Genomic DNA, 19,652 nt, shown 5'->3' with positions numbered 1-19,652 from the left:
TTCAGCTGAATTCTATTTAACGATTAAAAAGTTCTTCAAAAACACCCGAAATGGAAACTAAAGACATACAGCACCTGCTCGATTTTATCGCTCAGTCTAACCTCGATGAAGTAAACATCGAAACCAATGAGCTGAAAATCAGTGTGAAACGGTACGGTTCAGTTGCCCCCGTGGCAGCACCCGTTCATGTAGTAGCCGCGGCCCCCGTGGCAGCTCCTGCCCCCGTAGCCGCTGCTCCAGCTGCCGCCGCCCCCGTAGCTGCCGAAGCTCCTGCTTCTAACCTGATTACCGTTAAATCTCCAATGATCGGAACATTCTACCGTTCAGGTAGCCCTGATGCTCCTTCATTTGTAGAAGTAGGTACTGAAATCAAACCCGGAAAAGTAGTATGTATCATTGAAGCCATGAAGCTTTTCAACGAAATCGAATCTGAGGTAGCAGGTCGTATCGTGAAAGTACTGGTTGAAAACGCTACACCGGTAGAATTTGATCAGCCTTTATTCTTAGTTGAGCCAGTTTAGGTAATAGCCGGGTTTAACCCCATTTGTACGTTAATAACCTGATTATTAATCTAAGCATTCTCTTAACTGTATGTTTAAAAAGATATTAGTTGCCAACCGTGGTGAGATTGCCCTTCGTATTATCCGCACTTGTCGGGAAATGGGAATCAAAACGGTGGCGGTGTATTCGACGGCTGATCGTGAGAGTCTGCACGTTCGTTTTGCGGATGAGGCTGTGTGTATCGGTCCTCCAGCGAGCCGTCAGTCGTATCTGAACATTCCTAATTTGATCTCCGCAGCGGAAGTAACGGGAGCAGATGCCATTCACCCCGGTTACGGCTTTTTATCGGAAAATGCTGAGTTTTCTCAGATTTGCCGTGAATACGGAATCAAATTCATCGGAGCTACCCCCGAGCAGATCAACTCCATGGGAGATAAGGCTACGGCCAAAGCTACCATGAAGGCTGCGGGTGTTCCCGTTATTCCCGGTTCTGATGGCTTATTGGAATCGCTGGAACAAGGAATTGAATTAGCTCGTGATATTTACCCAGTAATCATCAAAGCTACTGCCGGTGGTGGTGGTCGCGGGATGCGGGTAATTCGCGAAGAAGCAGAATTTGAAAAAGCCTGGAACGATGCTCGTACGGAATCACTGGCGGCTTTCGGTAATGATGGAATGTACATGGAGAAATTCGTGGAAGATCCCCGTCACATCGAAATCCAGATCGTTGGTGATCAGTTTGGAAAAGTATGTCACCTCTCGGAGCGTGATTGTTCCATCCAGCGTCGTCACCAGAAACTGGTAGAAGAAACGCCTTCTCCTGTGATTACGCCTGAACTTCGGGCTCAAATGGGTGAAGCAGCCATCAAAGGAGCTGCTGCCATTGGTTACGAAGGTGCAGGTACAATTGAATTCCTGCTAGATAAGCACGGCAAGTTCTATTTCATGGAAATGAATACGCGTATCCAGGTAGAACACCCAATTACGGAGCAGGTAACGAATTTTGATTTGATTAAAGAACAGATCAAAGTTGCTGCGGGTGTACCTATTTCGGGCCAGAACTATACGCCTCAGTTATATTCCATGGAATGCCGGATTAACGCGGAAGATTCAGGAAATGGATTCCGTCCTTCGCCCGGTAAAATCACGACGCTGCACATTCCCGGTGGGATTGGCGTACGCGTTGACAGCCACGTATATACGGGTTACACCATTCCTCCAAACTATGACTCCATGATCGCCAAGTTGATCGTGACGGGCCAGAGCCGCGAAGAGGTAATTACCCGCATGAAACGTGCCTTGTCTGAATTCGTGATCGAAGGTGTGAAGACGACGATTCCATTCCACCTTCGTTTGATGGATGATGCAGGTTTCCAATCTGGAAACTTTACGACTCAGTACCTGAATGATTTTGATTTCAGCGGATTATAAGTCGATACAACAGTATTACCTGTGAGTGAAAGGCCGGAATTTTCCGGCCTTTTTCTTTTGGAAGAATGAATACACAAATCTGACGCATTCAGAAGCTTTTTTGTCCTGTTTTCAAGCCATTGATCGCTCTGCTGAGCTTCCTTGCTTTATCTTTACGTTTTCCCTATAAAACAAGTAGATTAATGAGCCGGATTAAATCCATTACTTCTCTACAAACGGAAGCTGCTGAGCAGGGCAGTCATACTTTGAAACGCAGCCTGGGTTCCTGGAACCTCATTGCCATTGGCATCGGGGTTATTATTGGGGCAGGATTATTTTCCTTAACGGGAATTGCTGCGGCCAATAACACGGGACCAGCAGTGGTGTTATCCTTTCTGCTGGCAGCCGTGGGTTGTGCGTTCAGTGCTCTATGTTATGCCGAGTTTGCCTCTATGGTACCCGTCGCCGGTAGTGCCTATACCTATGCCTACGCTACAATGGGCGAACTTTTTGCCTGGATTATCGGCTGGGATTTGATTCTGGAATATTCCGTCGGAGCGGCTACGGTTGCCATTAGTTGGTCGCAATACCTGATTAAATTTCTCTCTTCCTACGGCATTCATTTGCCTGCTCAACTGGTCATGGGGCCTTTTGAAGAAGTGACCCTGGCTAATGGCGAAGTTATTCACGGTTGGGTTAACCTGCCTTCGCTGTTGATTCTCTGGATCATTACGGCCATCATTATTCGCGGCATTCAGGGATCGGCCTTAATCAACGGTATTATTGTAGCCATTAAACTTCTGGTAGTGGTGGTATTCATTGCTCTGGGCATCCAATACATTAACCCCGAAAATTATCATCCTTTTATTCCTGAGAACACAGGTACCTTTGGCGAATTTGGGTATAGTGGTATTCTTCGGGGAGCCGGCGTTATATTCTTTGTCTTTATTGGTTTTGACATTGTCGCAGCAATGGCTCAGGAAGCCCGCAATCCGCAGAAAACCATGCCGGTAGGGATTATCGGCTCATTATTAATCTGTACGTTGCTTTTTATCGTTTTTGGTTTCGTGCTTACGGGCATGGCTAATTATACCGAGTTTAAGAACAGTGCTGCTCCCATTGCCGTAGCCATCGCTAAAACACCCTATCAATGGCTTCAAAAACTGATTCTGGTGGGTATTATGATCGGTTACACTTCCGTGATTATGGTGGATTTACTCGGTCAATCCCGGGTTTTTTATACCATGAGCAAAGACGGACTATTACCCAAAGTATTCTCCAGCCTCCATCCCCGTTTTCAAACGCCTTATCAATCGAATCTGTTACTCTGCACCTTTATTAGTCTTTTTGCAGGATTCATGCCAATCCACATCGTGGGTGAAATGGTAAGTATCGGTACATTACTGGCCTTCGTGATGGTATGCCTGGGCGTGATTGTCATGCGAAAAAAAATGCCGGATGCTCCGCGTCCTTTTCGTACGCCCTGGGTTCCTCTGGTTCCCATTCTGGGCATTCTGACCTGTTTATTAATGATGTTTTCGCTGCCCCTGGATACCTGGATTCGTTTGATTGTCTGGTTAATAATCGGCTTTGCTATTTATTTCCTATATGGTAAAAAACGCAGCAAGCTGAATGAAGAAATAAAGTAGCAGAAGTCAGAAAAATATTTTGAGTGAGTAAAGCTGAAGCAGGGAAGAGTTGGCTACTTTCGTCCAAACCAAAACCTCCATTTTAACTATAACCTGTTCAAACGTATGTATCCCAAAATTCTTTTTCTGGCGGCCTTTTGTTTAGGTGTTTTCAACAGTCAGGCTTAAACTATCTCGGCTTCAGCCGATTCGGCCAAAGTGGTATTCTACCGGGGAAGCCAGATGTATCGGGCGGCTATGAATTTTACGATTCGGGCCAATGGCGAAGAGCAGTGCCGCATTAGTAACAAACGCTATTTCGTTTATAGCTGCTTGCCTAATACCGTAAAATTTACCTCAGTGATGGGCGGCTTGAACATACCAGACAAAGAAGTACTGGAATTAACGCTTGAAAAAGGCAAAGTATATTACGTTCAGTGTGATATTAAATCCAGCTTTATAACGGATCGTATAGAAATGACTGAAGTTACGGAATCGACGGCTAAGAAGAAAATGGTAAATCTGAAACCGGATAACTGTATGACTTCTAGACAATAACCCATTTCCATGAAAAAAGACAAGACTTAAGGAATTGTATAAAGATAAGGTTTTACTAACAGTGTCCCCGGATGGAATCCGGGGACACTGTTAGTAAAAGCGAAATTCCCGCCGTCGCTCGGCTCTGGCCGAGTGACTACCTAGCTCTAGGCCTCTGGCCGGTAGACTACGAACCAGTAGGGGGCAGAGAATAACTTTTCTCCAGCAAAAACAGGCTTGCTAACATCGGCCAGAGCCGAGCGACTGCGAGGGAATCTGTAATGTAGTAAACGTAGTTTGGCCCAAAATTTTGGTTTTGAAAATGTAGAGACGCGATAAAGCCGCGTCTGGAGCAGAGGCCGTTTTGGTTGTTCCCGCCCTGGCTGGTGAAGACACCAGCCATTACTAAAAGCCTAGTAGTTGGTGAGGACACCAACCAGGGCGGATGACAATAAGAAAGAACTACTCACCATAAAAGAGACAAGACTCGCTTAAGTCTTGTCTTTTTTTATGGCGTAGCAAACTATTAGAACTTCATAAACCGCTTGCTGACTTTAATTCCTTCAGGGGTTAAAACAGAAAGAATGTAAGTACCGGGTTGTAACAGCGAGAGATTCAGCTCGTCGGTTTTCTGTTCAGAAAAATGCTGTTGATGCACTAAGCTTCCCTGAAGTGTATACACTTGCAGGGTTCCGGTAAGGGTAGGACCAAAATTGACAAATAACCGATCTGAAACCGGGTTGGGACCTAGTGTGAGGCTTTGGCTTAAGTATTCTTCAGAAATCGAGGAAGTCTGCACGGACGCCTGAGCATAAGCCGATTCAGAGAGACGAGTCACAGCTTTTAAGCGGTAAGTATATGCTTGCTGCGGCTCGAAGGTCAAATCCCGAAACTGGTTTTTTTCCACAGTTGCCAGGTATTCAAAAGAATCCGAACCGCTCAATCGTCTTTCAAGGATGTACGCTTCGGCTCCGCTAATAGCAGGCCAGGAAAGCACAACGATTCCATTTTGCAGGCGGGCTTCCAATGTAGGCGTAGAAAGGGCATTTCCCACCGGGAACCGATGAAACGTAAAAGCCGCCAGCCCCCGCGAATTTTTAATGTAAGGACCGATGAAGGGAGAAATGGGAAGATTCGCTGAATGAGAAGGTAGATACGTCAGGGAATTCAGCGAGACCGATCGGCTAAGTTTTAAATGGACCGTATTCCCCTGTGCCGTAGCTGAGCTGATGGGTAACACGCTGGATTCATTGCCGTTGATGTAAAGAAAGTTTCTGAAACTTAATAGATAAAACCCAATCACCGAATCGGCTGGTAACTGAACGGGCTGGTCGAACTGAAGGGCCAGTTGCGTGGCGGCTTCGTCTTCGTAATAAACCTTTTGAATATCGGGTGCCCGAAGACCAGCCGTTTGCGGAACGCCATAATGCTTGGGCGAAAGGTAATTTACTAAACGAGTGGCCAGCGTTCCATAGCCCAAACTGCTGTAATGCACCCCGTCGTAGCCCGGCTGGCCCACGGTAGCAAAAGAATTCATTTTAGGATACAAGGCTGAAACCGTTCGCTGCGATTCTCGAATTGCACTACCGGTATTAGAGGTAATGAAAGGCACGTCCATTTGCATGATCACAAACTCATCCACTACGGGGTAATAATCTTTCTCCCAAAGCTTTTGCAGTTTATCGAACAGTTCCGGGTAGTTAGGCGTGTGAGTAAACGCATCGTTTTCGCCGTGGTAGAAGAAAAAAGCCCTGATTCTACTGGCGTGTGATTTAGAAATGCGAAGTTTTAAGTGCTTGTAAAAGTTGGATGGCTGTCCCTGAAAATACGTTAACTCGTCAATGGAGCGTCCGGGAAAAGCTCCGTTAATCACGCAGGTTGGAATCCCATATTTCTGTAAAATCTGGTTTTGAAGCTCTAGCCCCCAATATCCGACGGGTGAGACGGTCCAGGCCGCATTGATCCAGTTCGTATCTGCATCACTTACACCAGGATTAGTAAAATCTGGCGTTCTGGAAAAGGTACGAATGTACTTATCACCAACGGGCGAGCTCATAATGGCATTGGCGTTCGACTGGCCGTAAATGGCATAGATATCGCCCGCTACAATGTCCTGGCAATGGGTTAGGTGAACAGAATCAGTGGCTGTACAGCAGTAGATATCAAAGGAATAGTCGGCTTTTTCGGCTTTGATGGTGGGGTACATCTCAAAAGAAGCCTGCGTACTAGTCAGTGGTTTGAAAGAGGAGCGGTGATAGGAGAAAGGCTGGCCGTTTCGATAAGTAACCACGGACACATAATTCCAGTTTTTCCAATCAGCCGTTCTGCCCGTGATGGGCACCTGAGCCATATTATCATTGCCCCGGGCGTAAAGCTGGTAATTTTTAGGAAGCTGATCATAAACGATCCAGCCTACATGTTGAGATTGAGCGTTACTTTTAAGTACGAGGCCGAAGGTCAGAACGGTAAGTAACAAAAAAGATAAAGCAGGTAAAATTTTCTTCATTTATGAAAGGGTTGACGGATTTGACTGACAATTCAGCTTCAAAAATACACCCCAAAAATCAGCCATACGCTGGAATGACCCAATCGAAGAAAATTTAATTCCAATCTTCTCATTACTCCAAATAGAAAAGAAGGTTAAGGTATTGCTGCCTTAACCTTTTTCTATACGTCTTAAAAAGTAAGTACTACCTGCTCAATACGATCACAAGCCTTTTGCATTTGAGCTTCGGTAATAACCAAAGGCGGAGCAAAACGGATTTTATTACCATGCGTAGGTTTCGCCAGTAGCCCTTTCTCTTTCAGCCTGAGGCAAAGCTCCCAGGCCGTGCCGCTTTCTTCGGTATCATGAATGACAATGGCATTTAGCAAACCTTTACCGCGAACCTGCGTAATAAGATTCGTTTTCTTTATGAGAGCGTTCATGCGACTGCGGAAAAGCTCACCCATCCTTTCCGCGTTTTCGGCTAGTTTTTCTTCACGTAATACATCTAAAGCAGCCATGGTAACGGCACAGGCCAGAGGGTTACCACCATAGGTACTGCCATGTTCGCCGGGACGAATGGTTAGCATGATTTCATCATCGGCCAGAACGCAGGAAACGGGATAAACCCCGCCAGAAAGGGCTTTTCCTAAAATGAGTATATCGGGTCGAACATCTTCGTGGTCGCAGGCGAGCCGCTTGCCCGTGCGAGCCAGACCCGTTTGTACTTCATCAGCAATAAAGAGAACGTTGTATTTCGTACATAACTCCCGAACACCTGTTAAGTACCCTTCGTCGGGGACCACCACCCCCGCTTCCCCCTGGATAGGTTCTACCATGAAACCCGCAATGTTGGGATCGGCAGCCAGTGTTTGCTCCAGAGCCTGTAAATCATTGTAGGGAATAATAACGTAACCGGGTAAAAAGGGACCGTAATCATTCGTACTAGAGGGATCGGTGGAAGCAGAAATGGCTGCCAGCGTGCGTCCCCAGAAGTTGCCCGATGCGTACACGGTTTTAGCTTCATTCGCGGGAATGCCCTTGACTTTATAGGCCCATTTACGGGTGAGTTTCAGAGCGGTTTCGCCGCCTTCTACGCCCGAATTCATCATCAGGACTTTATCATAACCGAAGTACTCGCAAAGGTATTTTTCGCATTCGCCGAGCTTGTCGGAATAAAAGGCCCGTGACGTTAGCGTCAGGGTTTGGGCCTGCCGAGTCAGGGCTTCAATGATGCGGGGGTGACAATGTCCCTGATTAACCGCTGAATAGGCCGAAAGAAAATCCAGATACTCCCGTCCTTCGGCATCATATACGTAAACACCTTGTCCACGACTGAGGACAACGGGTAAGGGGTGATAATTATGAGCACCATATTGCTCTTCGAGAGCCATCGCTCGCTGCGTTGCTGTTTCCATGAATATGAGTAGGTTAACTAGTAAATACCAACAAAAAATGAGGGAAGTTGTGGTTTACTAGAAAGCCGGGATTTCACTGGAAGTCGCAATGACGTAAAGCAGTTGATCGGAAGAAGTACGGATGCGATGAAGTTTACAGAAATGACCGTACAAAGCTCCCGCCGTTGCCGACCGCCGAAGCTTGGTCGGACAAAGAACAAACGTTGCTTTTTTGAAGAGAAAATCGGCCATGTTGATTCATTACAGGTATAGCTAAGGTACTCAAAAAGGAGCAGATCCCCAATTCTGAAGCAAAGCTGGCTGCAAAGTAGTAGCACCATACAGGCTTAATACATTCAAAAAGGCAACGGTAAGCGGGTTAATAGCTGGTTCTTCCTATTCAGATTGCTGAAATGATGCCTTCTATGACTGGAGTGATTGAATAAAAAAGAGCATGCGTCTACCGAAGACGAGATAAGGATCAAAAAGCCTGTTCGAATCAATTCAAAACCTGCTGGATTTAGTATTTAATGGATTGATTTTCAATAGTTAAAAGTAAAACCTCTTCCCATATTCAACGCCTAAGTAACCCTACCGTAAGTATAAATTAAGACCTGTTCGAAAGGGGACCGATCTTAATAAAATCAGAAATTATGTTCTTAAATTATATTTGGACTTAATCTAAATAAATTATATTTGTACCGCTCGAAAGGCTAAATATCAGGAAATGCCTGTCTCTGAATGCTTTACAAAAGAGATGCTAGCTTTTTAAACGGAATTGACCAATGTATTTTAGATCCCTTTTGTTGGTGTGCTTATGCACCTTCGCTTTATCTTCCCAAGCTCAGCGTTCAGGCATTATTCGGGGAGTAGTACGTAACTACTCGGGTTCCCCACTTCAGGCTATTACGGTTAAAATCGCTGAACTCAATAAAATCACCACTACTAATCATGAAGGAGAGTATCAGTTTTCGAATGTGGCTTCGGGAAAGTATACGCTCGTTTTTACGGGTGTAGGCTTGAAAAAGCTGGAAGAGAAAATGGAGGTAAAGGCTGGGGAGGAAAGTTTCTTAGAAGTGATCCTTCACGACCATTCAGTTGACTTGAATACGGTAACCGTCGTAGGGCGTACGGAAGTTCAGGAGGTCAACCGACAGGCCTTCAACGTGGCGGCCATTGATGCTAAACAACTGTATAACTCCACGCTTGACCTAAGTAGTGCTCTGGATCGGGTTTCCGGGGTACGGGTTCGGGAGTCTGGTGGCGTAGGGTCCAATTTCAACCTTTCTTTGAACGGTTTTTCCGGTAACCGCATCCGTTATTTTATTGACGGAGTCCCCATGGACAATTTCGGATCTTCTTTTCAGATTAATAACATTCCCATAAATATCGCTGATCGACTGGAAGTCTATAAAGGAGTAGTGCCTATTTGGTTGGGTTCAGACGCTTTAGGAGGTGCCATTAATATTGTGACGGGTGATCGATACCGGAATTACGTCGATGCTTCTTATTCTTATGGTTCCTTTAACACCCATCGTAGCGTAGTAAACGCTGCTTTCACCACCAAAGGCGGATTTACGTTTCGATTAAACGCCTTCCAGAATTATTCAGACAACAACTATAAAGTAACCCTTGACGTAGCCGACATCTATACGGGGGCTTTCAAGCCTAATACGGTCGTACGACGCTTCCACGATACCTATCATAATGAAACGCTGGTGGCCAATGTTGGGGTAGTTGGTAAAAAATTCGCAGACCAGCTTCTTTTCGGGATTACCCTTGGTAAAAATTATAAAGAGCTTCAAACGGGGGCTCGAATGGTCGCTGTTTTTGGCGGCTGGCACCGACGCGGTAACATTGTAATGCCGACTTTGAAATATCGTAAAACGGACCTCATCAAAGGCCTTGATCTGACCGTAAATGCCAATTATAACCTGGGTAAAGAGCAAAATATTGATACACTATCCGCACGTTTTGACTGGTATGGCAATTCAAAACCGCATCCCAGTGGTGAAGGCCGGGGAAAGAGTCTAGCAAAATACGGTAATAATAACGGACTGGTAACGGCTACTGCCAACTACAAGCTAACGGATCAGCAGTCCATTGCTTTAAGTAACGCTTTTAGTACGTTTAATCGCCAGGGTTCAGATGCTTTTAATGAAAACTTTACCAGGGGGGATGTTCGTCCCCGGCTTAATAAAAACGTATTAGGTCTGGGCTATACCTATAATGAAAAAGAGAAATGGAGCACATCTATTTTTGGAAAATACCTTTACCAGAATACCCCCGGTCAGCAGGCGTTTAATAAACTGGGATTCGGGGCTGCCGTCAGCTATTTCATAACACCCAGCCTCCAATTGAAGGCATCGTATGAACGTGCCAACCGTCTACCCGAGGCAAACGAACTTTTTGGTGACGTAGAGTTAGTACAGGGTAATCTTTCGCTGAAACCCGAAGAAAGCCAGAACATTAATGCCGGATTCAGTTACGGTTTTGCTGCTCGGGAAGATCATCGCTTTCTGATTAATGCCAACGCGATTTATAGATATTCCTATAACTACATCTACTCCAGGTTAAATCAAAACCAATCCGCCTTAATACTGGACAATCTGGATGGTGTGTTTACCATCGGTGGAGAAGGCGAACTTCGATACTCCTATAAAAAGTTTCTCTCGGTAGGCACAACCCTTACCTATCAGTACCTGCAAAATCAGCAGCAATACGTATACGATAACAATAATAATCTGGTATTGAGTCCGGTATACAAAGATCAGATGCCAAATATTCCCTACCTGTTCGGGAATGCGGATGCTTCGCTCACGCTACGAAACCTGGGACAAAAAGGCAACGTGCTTAACATTGGTTATAACCTGCTCTATGTGCATGCCTTTTGGTTGTACTGGCCTAGCCTGGGGGGCAGTGGCGGTGGAGATAAATATGGAATTCCCATGCAATTATCTCATGATCTCAACGCCGTTTATAGTATCAATAATGGCCGGTACAATATTGGGCTGGAAGTAAGAAATCTTACGGACAGACGACTTTATGACAACTTTAGCTTACAAAAACCTGGTCGTGGCTTCTACGTGAACTTACGCTATTTCTTTAATTCTTTCAAAATATAATGTGTATGAAATTAAGATCGACCCTCGCTCTGGCGGTTGCGGCTGGCCTGCTGGCCTCTTGTAGCTCCAAAACCGAAACTACCCCGGCAAATCCTGGGAATTACATCATTACGGTTAGTCCTGCGGCTACCACAGCAGTAGCAGATTACTTACTTACGGCTAAAAGCCTGGATAAAGACACGATCTCAACCAAAGGAAATGGCATAGAGCAGGATGGATCTTATCGGTATTATGTAACGCACAACGGCAAGTTCTTTAGCATGCTGTACGGCCAGCAGAACCCAGGAGCCGTTACCGCTTACAATATCCAGAATGGAAAGCTCAATAAGCTAACGAATTTCCAGACGGAGACGGTGCAGGCTTTTGCTCCGGTAAATGATGATTTGTTACTCTTCAAAATTTCGAGGAGTTTGACGGCCCCTACGTCAAGCTGGTATAAAGTCAATACGAACAGTCTGACGATTACTTCTGAGGGAACAGTCAATACGCTGGAAATGACTAAACTAGGGGAGTTAGCACACTTTACCTGGATTAAACAGGTAGGAACAAAAGTGTTTGCCCCCTATCAAACCATCTACGACCGCAGTTTCAATACCAAATATCCTGATCAGGGTTCTATCGCCATTTTCAATTATGCTGATATGAAACTGGAAAAAGTAATTACAGATACGCGTATCAGCTTCATTGGTCGCTATTTCCAGGATGGTCTTTCGGTACAGGAAAATGGAGATGTATACGGATTCTCTCCCGCTACTGCCATCACCGATGGGAAAATGTCGACGACCAAGCCTTCAGCGATTGTAAAAATCAAATCAGGTACGACGGAATTTGATCAAAGCTACTTCTTTGACGTAGAAGCGGCCAGCGGTGGCATGAGCGTTACTTCGTGGCAATATTTAGGTAATAACACGTACGTCGTCAACGCGGTGGCTAAGTCAGAAAAAACTTCCGCTTACGCAGCAGGCGTGCGGATAGGAATTGTGAACGTAGTTGATAAAACCTACAAAGCAGTTACGGGTTTGCCCGAAGCCGCAAGTATCTCTGATATAACGACTAACAACTATACCCCGAAAGATGGTAAAACGGGCTACGTTGGAGTAAACCTGAAAGACGGTACTAGCTACGTTTATAAGATTGATGCCAGTACACAAACGGCTACGAAGGGTTTACGAGTGGAGGGAGGAACCATCACGGCTATTCAACACCTAGACTAAGCTTTCAGAATAGGATTACGATAGAACCGGAAGATACACAAGTCTTCCGGTTCTGTCGGTTTGTAGAGATAACTGACCAATCATGACAACCTCCTTATGGTAAGTACCTTATTTCTGATTCAATTTGTCGCTTTTTACTTTTGGCAACTTACTTCGGCCTCGAACAAACGCCCCGTCGCGGGGAGATTTTCGGCCTATATGCTCAGGGATAAATCCCGAACCCGCTTCATTGGAGGAGTACTAGCTCTGGCGGCTTTGGTGGGTTTTATCTTCACCTGGGGCATCGCCAGCGGCATCCTTGGTTTTATCGTGGGATTGATGGGCGTGGGTTGTCTTTCGGTAGTGATTGACCCCTTTAATTACCTGCGGGTGCAGGGGCTTGCAGCGATCTACGTGTGTTGTGTCTTACTGGAAATGACGATTTAACTATGCCTGCCAACAAAAAATACCTGACTAAATCTCCCTGGCTTAAACTCTCTAAACTATTGGCTGGTTCGCTGGGTGGTTACCTGGTTACCCTCAGCTTTCACGCTGCCCTGACTCGCGTGTTTTCCAAGGAATACGTCATGATTACTTCCTTCATTACGGGTTATCTGCTCTGGGCAACGCTTTTACTAGTGGCGTTTCTCATCCCGAAAGCCTGGAAAACCTGGGCTATTTATGTGATGCTAATCGGTTTGTTTTCAGGAATTTACTTCATTTAATTGGCTATGGATAACCGGAAGTATAACATCTACTTTAATACGCACACCATCAGCGGCATTATCATCTGTGCCATTTTGTATGTGATGTTCTTTGCAGGTTCATTCTCGTTTTTCAAAGACGATCTGGCATCCTGGCAAAAAAACGAGTCGTATGTAAGTCACAAAGGGAAAATTACAAAGGATTTCAACTTCATCCTGGACTCTCTTTCCAAGCATCATACCCTCAAAGGACGGGATGTGGATTTTACCATTCAGCGTCATTCGGTGGGAGCCTACGTCGCCATGAGTACCTCGCACGACCCGGTCGTGCAAAAGATGAATAAGCCCAAGAAAAAGCCGGAAGCCAAACGCGGCGGCGGTCGGGGCAGACGCGGTGACGAGGACTCCGCTTTCTTTACTTATAACTTCAGCCAAAAGAAAGAAGCAGATTACGCCTCTTCTTATACCATAGGCGAATTCTTATATCGCTTGCACTTTCTGGCTCAGCTCAATCAGGTTTTTCCTTTCCGCATAGGGGTGCCTTTTGGGTATATGCTGGCGGGAATTATTTCTTTCATCTTCCTCTTCGCCCTAATTACGGGTTTGTTACTGCATTGGGATAAACTAAGGTCTAACTTCTTTACCTTCCGACCCTGGAGTAAATGGAAGACGGTCTGGACCGACTTACACACGGTTTTAGGCGTAATTGGCTTTCCCTTTCAGCTCGTTTTTGCCTTGACGGGTATTATTCTGATCTTTAATTCATTTTTCATTATTCCTTATACCAAGCTGTTTTACCAGGGAAACGAAGAGAAAATCTATCAGGATTTGGGCTATGGAGTAAAGGCCGAGTATCCCTACGCAAACAAGCCTTTAATGGCCTCCTTCGATATCAATGGACTAGTTAGTCAGGTCCAGCAGCAATGGCAGAAAAGTGACATTAGTATGGTGGCCATCCGTAACTATGGGGATGAAAACATGCACGTTATTGTGCAGGCTAAAGCCCATACCGATGCTCAGTTGAATGGAGAAGGAGAAATCATTTACCGCGTTCGTGATCAGAAATTTATCTCTGAAAGCTCGCCACTGGAAATGCCTTCGTACATCCAGACAGTTAAAGGGTTCATTTACCACCTGCACTTTGGTGATTTTGGCGGAAGACCCCTTCGGGTTATCTATTTTGTACTGGGTATTATGGGGTGCCTGGTGATTAACTCGGGGGTCATGATCTGGCTGGTAGCCCGGGATAAGAAGAACATTCCTGCTCGTAAACGTACCTTTAATTTTTGGGCAGCAAACGTATACCTCTCTTCGAGTTTGAGCCTGTTACCTGTAACGGCTTTTACGATGATAAGTCTGTTATTCCTGGAAAAACCCGGACAAAGCGACATTTACCACTGGTATTTTTATCCCTGGTTAATCCTGAGTGTGTATTTCCTGGTTCGTAAAGATCTGGATCTGGTCAATCGTCAGTCTACGTTCTTGTCAGCAGTGACTTGTTTCCTCTTGCCTGTACTCGACGGTATCGTTCGCGGAAACTGGTTTTGGAATACCTTTAGCCGCCAGGCCTACGATATTCTTTTCATCGATGTATTATTCCTGATTCTTTCCCTGATGAGCGGATTTGTTCTCTGGAAAATAGTGCAGAAACAACGCCTTCAGCCCAGCGAAGAAACTTCAAAAAGCAAAGTGGGTCAGATGAGTCACGCGTGAGAGAATAGGTGAAAAATTCTTAAATAAGATCATCTTTCACCTAACTTCAGGTGGACAAGGGTCTTTATAATACGTTTTACAGATAGCGGCAGGTGGGAACCTGCCGCTTAGGGTAGGAGCGAGATGGAATCTCGCACCAGTGGTGAGACCATCTGGTATTTAGTTAAACTCTTTTTCTTTAGTAGGTATAGTCAAAGTTGTTACTTATTATATATTTTGTATAAATAATTTTTTATGCATTTTGTATAATTTATCTTTGTATGGAATGCCAAATCAGAAAATGCTAGATGAGAGTAAAGTTTACACTGGATTATTTACAGGCCCTAGCAGAAGGAAGAGAGGTGAAAGGGAAACCTAAATACAATAAAGATGTAATCAAGCGATTTTTAATCGTTGTGCAAATGATGAAGAATGCAGAGAACAGTGCACAATTGAGAGCATTTAAAGGACTGAATTTTGAGAAACTGAAGAATTCAGATCGGTATTCGGTAAGAATAAATTTAAAATATCGATTGGAGTTTCGAATAGAAAATGATGAACTCAGCGAAATCATTCTCGTTGAAGATTTAAGCAATCACTACGGAGATAATTAAGCAATCACATGAATAAATACGAAATCCTGGGGACAAATAATCAGCCTATTAAGTTGACGTATGTTCCCCACCCCGGCAGTATACTGGAGTTTGAGTTAGAGGGAAGAGAAATCTCGAAAAGTAAATTGGCCGAGAAGTTGGGAATGTACCCTTCTCAGCTTTCTGCTATTATTAACGAAAAGAGAAATATTACCGCTGCAATTGCACTGAAACTTGAAAAGGTTCTGGAAATTGAAGCAGAATTTTGGATGCGGTGTCAGGTAGATTACGACTTATTTATAGAACGTCAAAAGCTAATGTCACAGGCAGCCTAATTTCTCTGCTGTTGTTCAATAAGTGGGCACGGAAGATAGTAATCTCTCGCAGTCGCTCGGCTAGAGCCGAGTGACCACCTGACTAACCTCCGCCAAAGCTGAGCGATGGCGAGAGAAGTAGGGTAAGTAGCCAAGCTAATCTATTCGCAAGAAAGTAATTGAAAGGGAAATAAGGCTCTTTGCTTCGCTCTGAATGACAGGCTACAGGTATAAAAACAAAAGGAAAAGATGAAGTAAAATACTTAAGAAAGTAATAAAAACGCTAGTATATCTCTATAAATAACTATTGAACTAGGCTAATGTTTGACAGATTATAAATGCTTAACTTGAAGTAAATATGTATCACATGGAAAAGCGTTTCAAAAGTCTATCCTTGTTTGAGTTTCAAAGTCAGTTTCCTGAAGAGGAGAGGCTGTACAGAATACCTGGCTGAATTAAAATGGTCAAATGGCTTTACGTGTGTTAAATGTGGCAATGCTAAATTTTGTATCGGAAACAAAGCTTATGATCTCCAATGTACTCGTTGCAATCATGGCGAATCGCCAACGGCTGGCACGCTGTTTCACAAAAGCAAATTGCCGATTCTGAAAGCATTTTACATGATCTACTATTTGGCGACTACTAAAAATGGTATTACTAGCACTGAATTGAGCCGGAAACTTGCCCTTCGCCAAAAGACTTGCTGGCTCTTCAAGCAGAAAGTAATGAAAGCGATGGAGAGTAGTCAAAATTTTCCGATGGAAGGTAAGGTGGATGTCGATGAAACCTATGTCGGTGGTCAGGATGAAGAAGCCATGGGTCGCAATCAGGGCAAGAAGAAAATTAGGGTTGTCGCTGTCGAACGGAAGGGAAAAGGCGTTTGAAGAATGTATGGTCGCGTTCTTGAGAGGGCCGACAAAAAGAACTTGAAGAAATTTATGAGCGATACTATTCATAAAGAAGCTTGGGTTCGTACCGATGGATGGACGGGTTATAAGGGTCTTGAAACCGAATTTCCCAAGCTGAGCCACGAAAAATCTCAGTAAAAGGGAAAGAACTTTCTGCAATTGCACCGTAGCATCATGATGTTCAAGGCTTGGTTAAGAGGTACCCACCATTCTGTCCGCCATTTGCAGGCTTACATGAATGAGTACACATACCGATTCAATAGACATAAAATGAAAGAAGGAATATTTCAAAACTTGGTAAAACGGATGCTTTCGAAACCACCCTGCCCCTATCAATTAATTAGCAGCTATTAGCCTAATTCAATAAATTAATAAATAATTACTTGATGAATAAATAAAAGTTCACATTTTTGTGAACAAATAATCCACCCCCAACGTTATTAGTATGGACATAAAGTTCAGGGATACGTTGTTAGCCGACCTCTACACTGGGAAATCAGTTGCTGACAAGCGATTTAAATCCAATAAGAGATTAATAGAAAAATATGTCAAAACCGTAAATAAGTTGAAGTACGCAACTCGTATTGAAGATTTATTTCGATTAAATAGCCTCAACTATGAAAAATTGATTGGTGACCGAGCTGGATTCAGTTCAGTTCGCATTGATGATAAATATCGGCTCATATTTGAAGAGGTCGCCGATCCAGAAACGCAGCAGGTTATCTTATTATTCCTTGAAGAGATAAGTAATCACTATTCCTAAATCTGTCCAGGCATTTTTATAAATATATCCTCGCAATGATCGACATCCAGAGTCTCACTCCAGCCAAGCCCACTCATCCAGGCGAGATACTGGCCGATGAGTTGGAAGCCCGTGGTCTCAAACAACAGGAGTTCGCCCGTCAAATAGGTATGCAGAAGTCGCAACTCAACGAAATTATTAAAGGAAAGCGAAACATTAATGCTGAACTCGCCATCTTACTTGAAACTACAATTGATGTTCCTGCGACTTATTGGCTTAATGCTCAACAATGTTACGACCTAGACTTAGCTAAGCAGCAAAAACGAGTTCAAGAGCGAGCGACCGCTCTTGAACTTTGGAAATCAATCAAAAATTATATTTCTGTTAGTTTCCTAAAAGCTCAAAAAGTAATTTCTGGAGATCCACTTGAAGACATTCCCATAATTAAACGAATCTTTCATGTTAGCACTATAGATGAACTAGCGGCTAAAAATGTAACATCTGTATACAAATTTCGCAAGTCAGATAAAGCTCAAACGGAACCATTAAATCTTTATACTTGGATAGCATTAGTCAAGTATAAAGCTGAGAGTCAAATTGTAACATCATTTGATTATAAATCTAAGCCTCAGGTAATTAACTCTGTTCGGGAGATTATTGCTAAAAATGAAAATGTCCTAGATAACATTAAGCAGACCTTAAATGAATGTGGAATTAAGTTTGTACATCAGGAAAAAGCAGAAAAAACGCCTATTGACGGAATGTCATTTTGGTCGGAAGGTCGCCCTACAATTGCTGTAACCCTTCGGCACCACCGTATTGATAACTTTGCTTTTACACTTTTTCATGAACTAGGACATGTCTATCTACATCTGACAAACAATAATGAGGCGTGTTATATAGACTTAGAGATAGAGAAGAAGCAGGAATCAAATCGCGAAGAAATTGAAGCAGATACTTTTGCTCAAGAATGTTTAATCAGCCCAGCCGATTGGAAATTTTTTGATCAAACAGCTGAACACTTTAATCCTGAGCATATTACCGAATATGCTAAAAAGATTGGGACACATCCAGCTATATTGGCTGGTCGAGTATGCTATGAGACTCAGCATTATAACTGGAATAAAGGAGATATCGATTATGCGATAAACTAAGCAGAACTTATCCATAGGGCGGATTCTGTTTTTACAAATTTCATGAAAATTATACCGAATTTTCGGGGATTGGATAAAGCTTGTGGCATTTAAACGATTAATAAAATTAAAAATTTCTTTCCAGCTTTTCAAACATACATAACTCGATTTGGCTTTGCTTAGTCGGGACTAATTAGTAATATTATGTAAGAGTGAATTGAAGGTCTGTTAAAAGTTGATTAGATGTACTAAAAATAAACAACAATAATTACCCACCGAACTAATAATTATATGGGAATTTTAGGAGTTACGTCAGATAATCGTCCGAGCATTTTTATTGCAAGTAGTACCAAAGGAATTTCCGTTGCGGAGGCCGTGAAATCTAATTTTGATAAAATTGCGGATGTTGATATATGGACAGAGAATCTATTTGGACTTAACAAAAGTACTCTTGACAATCTTATCAACCGAGCATCTTTCTACGATTTTGCAATTTTCATACTTACTCCTGATGACAAAGCTACTATTAAAGATAAGGAGCAGTTAATACCTAGAGATAATGTATTATTCGAGTTTGGCCTTTTTCTTGGGTCAATTGGCCCTAGTAGAGCTTTTTGTATTGCTGAAGAATCAGTTTACATCCTGTCAGATTTTATAGGTATCACACGAGCTACGTATCGTGATAGAGCAAATCTTGTAGCAGCAGTAGGAAACGCTTGTAGCGAGATTAAGCGTGAAATGGAAGTAGCAGAACGCATATACAGGTTTTCAATGCTTCCATCAACATCACTAGCAATTGGATATTATATCAACTTTCTAAAGAAAGTTGCAGAAGCCTTTACCCATATTAAACAATTTGAAGTAAACGAAAAAGATAGCTCAGGTAAAATTATAAAGAAGCAAAAGGTTAAAGTAAAAAACCGATACCCATCAATCACAGTGTTACTTCCTAAAAAATTATCCGATCTTGAGCCAATTTTTCTAGAGCGAAAAACAAGTAATTTAAAGCAGATTACGGTTAGTACCACATCCAGACCATTTCCTTTCTATATTGAAGGAGATATTAGTGAAGATACTGTAAGTTTTTTTGATATACCAACTACGCTCTTGTCATCGCTTGAGGCAGTCAAAAAGATCTTTTCAGAGGATTTCCTGGCTAGAGATGATAATATGGATAGAATTCAAAGACGTGAAATAGCAAATTTTGAGAAGACCATGAGAATTATGGTACCTGATGCTATTGAAAATAACCTAATTAGATTTGACCTATTGCTTTAATTTAACAACTAA

17 protein-coding genes and 1 pseudogene are annotated in these 19,652 nt (G+C 43.3%); 15 read left to right on the top strand and 3 right to left on the bottom strand.

Features of this window, described 5'->3' with window-relative positions; all coding sequences use genetic code 11:
- The first annotated feature begins 50 nt into the window (after positions 1-50).
- The 4 genes from accB to QE390_RS06430 all read left to right on the top strand — a co-directional run bounded on the left by accB (position 51) and on the right by QE390_RS06430 (position 4,097).
- Entirely contained in the window at positions 51-521 is a 471-nt protein-coding gene (gene accB, locus QE390_RS06445; protein WP_307141535.1) for an acetyl-CoA carboxylase biotin carboxyl carrier protein, read from the top strand.
- A gap of 70 nt (positions 522-591) precedes the next feature.
- Positions 592-1,932 carry an acetyl-CoA carboxylase biotin carboxylase subunit gene (gene accC, locus QE390_RS06440; protein WP_106637039.1) on the top strand — a complete coding sequence of 447 codons (1,341 nt, stop codon included), beginning with the start codon at positions 592-594 and terminating at the stop codon, positions 1,930-1,932.
- 182 nt (positions 1,933-2,114) lie between these two features.
- Positions 2,115-3,560, top strand: coding sequence for an amino acid permease (locus QE390_RS06435; protein ID WP_307141534.1), 1,446 nt, complete (start codon positions 2,115-2,117; stop codon positions 3,558-3,560).
- Positions 3,561-3,731: 171 nt separating this feature from the next.
- Positions 3,732-4,097, top strand: coding sequence for a DUF2846 domain-containing protein (locus tag QE390_RS06430; RefSeq protein ID WP_307143536.1), 366 nt, complete (start codon positions 3,732-3,734; stop codon positions 4,095-4,097).
- A 505-nt stretch (positions 4,098-4,602) separates the two neighbouring features.
- On the opposite strand, the gene QE390_RS06425 is transcribed toward QE390_RS06430, so the two are convergent.
- The 3 genes from QE390_RS06425 to QE390_RS06415 all read right to left on the bottom strand — a co-directional run bounded on the left by QE390_RS06425 (position 4,603) and on the right by QE390_RS06415 (position 8,210).
- Positions 4,603-6,582, bottom strand: a complete 1,980-nt coding sequence (locus tag QE390_RS06425; RefSeq protein ID WP_307141533.1) for a T9SS type A sorting domain-containing protein — start codon at positions 6,580-6,582, stop codon at positions 4,603-4,605.
- A 170-nt stretch (positions 6,583-6,752) separates the two neighbouring features.
- Positions 6,753-7,979, bottom strand: coding sequence for an ornithine--oxo-acid transaminase (rocD, locus tag QE390_RS06420; protein WP_307141532.1), 1,227 nt, complete (start codon positions 7,977-7,979; stop codon positions 6,753-6,755).
- A gap of 57 nt (positions 7,980-8,036) precedes the next feature.
- Positions 8,037-8,210, bottom strand: coding sequence for a hypothetical protein (locus QE390_RS06415; RefSeq protein WP_157830358.1), 174 nt, complete (start codon positions 8,208-8,210; stop codon positions 8,037-8,039).
- Between the two features lie 533 nt (positions 8,211-8,743).
- On the opposite strand from QE390_RS06415, the gene QE390_RS06410 reads away from it, so the two are divergent.
- The 11 genes and pseudogenes from QE390_RS06410 (at position 8,744) to QE390_RS06360 (ending at position 19,640) form a co-directional block, all read left to right on the top strand.
- Positions 8,744-11,083: a TonB-dependent receptor gene (locus QE390_RS06410; protein ID WP_307141531.1), complete on the top strand. Its 2,340-nt coding sequence runs from the start codon at positions 8,744-8,746 to the stop codon at positions 11,081-11,083.
- Between the two features lie 5 nt (positions 11,084-11,088).
- A complete protein-coding gene (locus QE390_RS06405) occupies positions 11,089-12,297 on the top strand; it encodes a DUF4374 domain-containing protein (protein ID WP_307141530.1) in 1,209 nt (402 codons plus the stop codon).
- Positions 12,298-12,393: 96 nt separating this feature from the next.
- Positions 12,394-12,723 (top strand): hypothetical protein, encoded by a 330-nt coding sequence (locus QE390_RS06400; RefSeq protein ID WP_307141529.1) that lies wholly within the window; start codon positions 12,394-12,396, stop codon positions 12,721-12,723.
- Between the two features lie 2 nt (positions 12,724-12,725).
- A complete protein-coding gene (locus tag QE390_RS06395) occupies positions 12,726-13,001 on the top strand; it encodes a hypothetical protein (RefSeq protein ID WP_307141528.1) in 276 nt (91 codons plus the stop codon).
- A 6-nt stretch (positions 13,002-13,007) separates the two neighbouring features.
- Complete coding sequence (locus QE390_RS06390; protein ID WP_307141527.1) at positions 13,008-14,693, top strand: PepSY domain-containing protein; 1,686 nt, start codon at positions 13,008-13,010, stop codon at positions 14,691-14,693.
- 287 nt (positions 14,694-14,980) lie between these two features.
- Entirely contained in the window at positions 14,981-15,286 is a 306-nt protein-coding gene (locus tag QE390_RS06385; RefSeq protein ID WP_307141526.1) for a type II toxin-antitoxin system RelE/ParE family toxin, read from the top strand.
- A gap of 8 nt (positions 15,287-15,294) precedes the next feature.
- Entirely contained in the window at positions 15,295-15,600 is a 306-nt protein-coding gene (locus QE390_RS06380; protein WP_307141525.1) for a HigA family addiction module antitoxin, read from the top strand.
- A gap of 337 nt (positions 15,601-15,937) precedes the next feature.
- Positions 15,938-16,841: pseudogene (locus QE390_RS06375) on the top strand (IS1595 family transposase).
- A 91-nt stretch (positions 16,842-16,932) separates the two neighbouring features.
- On the top strand, positions 16,933-17,250 hold the full coding sequence (locus tag QE390_RS06370; protein ID WP_307141524.1) for a type II toxin-antitoxin system RelE/ParE family toxin: 318 nt from the start codon (positions 16,933-16,935) through the stop codon (positions 17,248-17,250).
- Positions 17,251-17,285: 35 nt separating this feature from the next.
- Positions 17,286-18,383 (top strand): HigA family addiction module antitoxin, encoded by a 1,098-nt coding sequence (locus QE390_RS06365; RefSeq protein WP_307141523.1) that lies wholly within the window; start codon positions 17,286-17,288, stop codon positions 18,381-18,383.
- 270 nt (positions 18,384-18,653) lie between these two features.
- Positions 18,654-19,640, top strand: coding sequence for a TIR domain-containing protein (locus tag QE390_RS06360; protein WP_307141522.1), 987 nt, complete (start codon positions 18,654-18,656; stop codon positions 19,638-19,640).
- The last annotated feature ends 12 nt before the right edge of the window (positions 19,641-19,652 follow it).

It is taken from the genome of Siphonobacter sp. SORGH_AS_1065 (assembly GCF_030818595.1).
Lineage (GTDB): Bacteria > Bacteroidota > Bacteroidia > Cytophagales > Spirosomataceae > Siphonobacter.
Note: the sequence above shows the minus strand (reverse complement) of the source record. Positions and strands in the feature narration are given on the sequence as shown.

What these genes read in the sequence shown, in the direction of transcription:
- accB (WP_307141535.1), top strand. Translation starts at nt 51, where the DNA reads ATGGAAACTAAAGACATACAGCACCTGCTCGATTTTATCGCTCAGTCT.
- accC (WP_106637039.1), top strand. Translation starts at nt 592, where the DNA reads ATGTTTAAAAAGATATTAGTTGCCAACCGTGGTGAGATTGCCCTTCGT.
- QE390_RS06435 (WP_307141534.1), top strand. Translation starts at nt 2,115, where the DNA reads ATGAGCCGGATTAAATCCATTACTTCTCTACAAACGGAAGCTGCTGAG.
- QE390_RS06425 (WP_307141533.1), bottom strand. Translation starts at nt 6,582, where the DNA reads ATGAAGAAAATTTTACCTGCTTTATCTTTTTTGTTACTTACCGTTCTG.
- rocD (WP_307141532.1), bottom strand. Translation starts at nt 7,979, where the DNA reads ATGGAAACAGCAACGCAGCGAGCGATGGCTCTCGAAGAGCAATATGGT.
- QE390_RS06415 (WP_157830358.1), bottom strand. Translation starts at nt 8,210, where the DNA reads ATGGCCGATTTTCTCTTCAAAAAAGCAACGTTTGTTCTTTGTCCGACC.
- QE390_RS06410 (WP_307141531.1), top strand. Translation starts at nt 8,744, where the DNA reads ATGTATTTTAGATCCCTTTTGTTGGTGTGCTTATGCACCTTCGCTTTA.
- QE390_RS06405 (WP_307141530.1), top strand. Translation starts at nt 11,089, where the DNA reads ATGAAATTAAGATCGACCCTCGCTCTGGCGGTTGCGGCTGGCCTGCTG.
- QE390_RS06400 (WP_307141529.1), top strand. Translation starts at nt 12,394, where the DNA reads ATGGTAAGTACCTTATTTCTGATTCAATTTGTCGCTTTTTACTTTTGG.
- QE390_RS06395 (WP_307141528.1), top strand. Translation starts at nt 12,726, where the DNA reads ATGCCTGCCAACAAAAAATACCTGACTAAATCTCCCTGGCTTAAACTC.
- QE390_RS06390 (WP_307141527.1), top strand. Translation starts at nt 13,008, where the DNA reads ATGGATAACCGGAAGTATAACATCTACTTTAATACGCACACCATCAGC.
- QE390_RS06385 (WP_307141526.1), top strand. Translation starts at nt 14,981, where the DNA reads ATGAGAGTAAAGTTTACACTGGATTATTTACAGGCCCTAGCAGAAGGA.
- QE390_RS06380 (WP_307141525.1), top strand. Translation starts at nt 15,295, where the DNA reads ATGAATAAATACGAAATCCTGGGGACAAATAATCAGCCTATTAAGTTG.
- QE390_RS06370 (WP_307141524.1), top strand. Translation starts at nt 16,933, where the DNA reads ATGGACATAAAGTTCAGGGATACGTTGTTAGCCGACCTCTACACTGGG.
- QE390_RS06365 (WP_307141523.1), top strand. Translation starts at nt 17,286, where the DNA reads ATGATCGACATCCAGAGTCTCACTCCAGCCAAGCCCACTCATCCAGGC.
- QE390_RS06360 (WP_307141522.1), top strand. Translation starts at nt 18,654, where the DNA reads ATGGGAATTTTAGGAGTTACGTCAGATAATCGTCCGAGCATTTTTATT.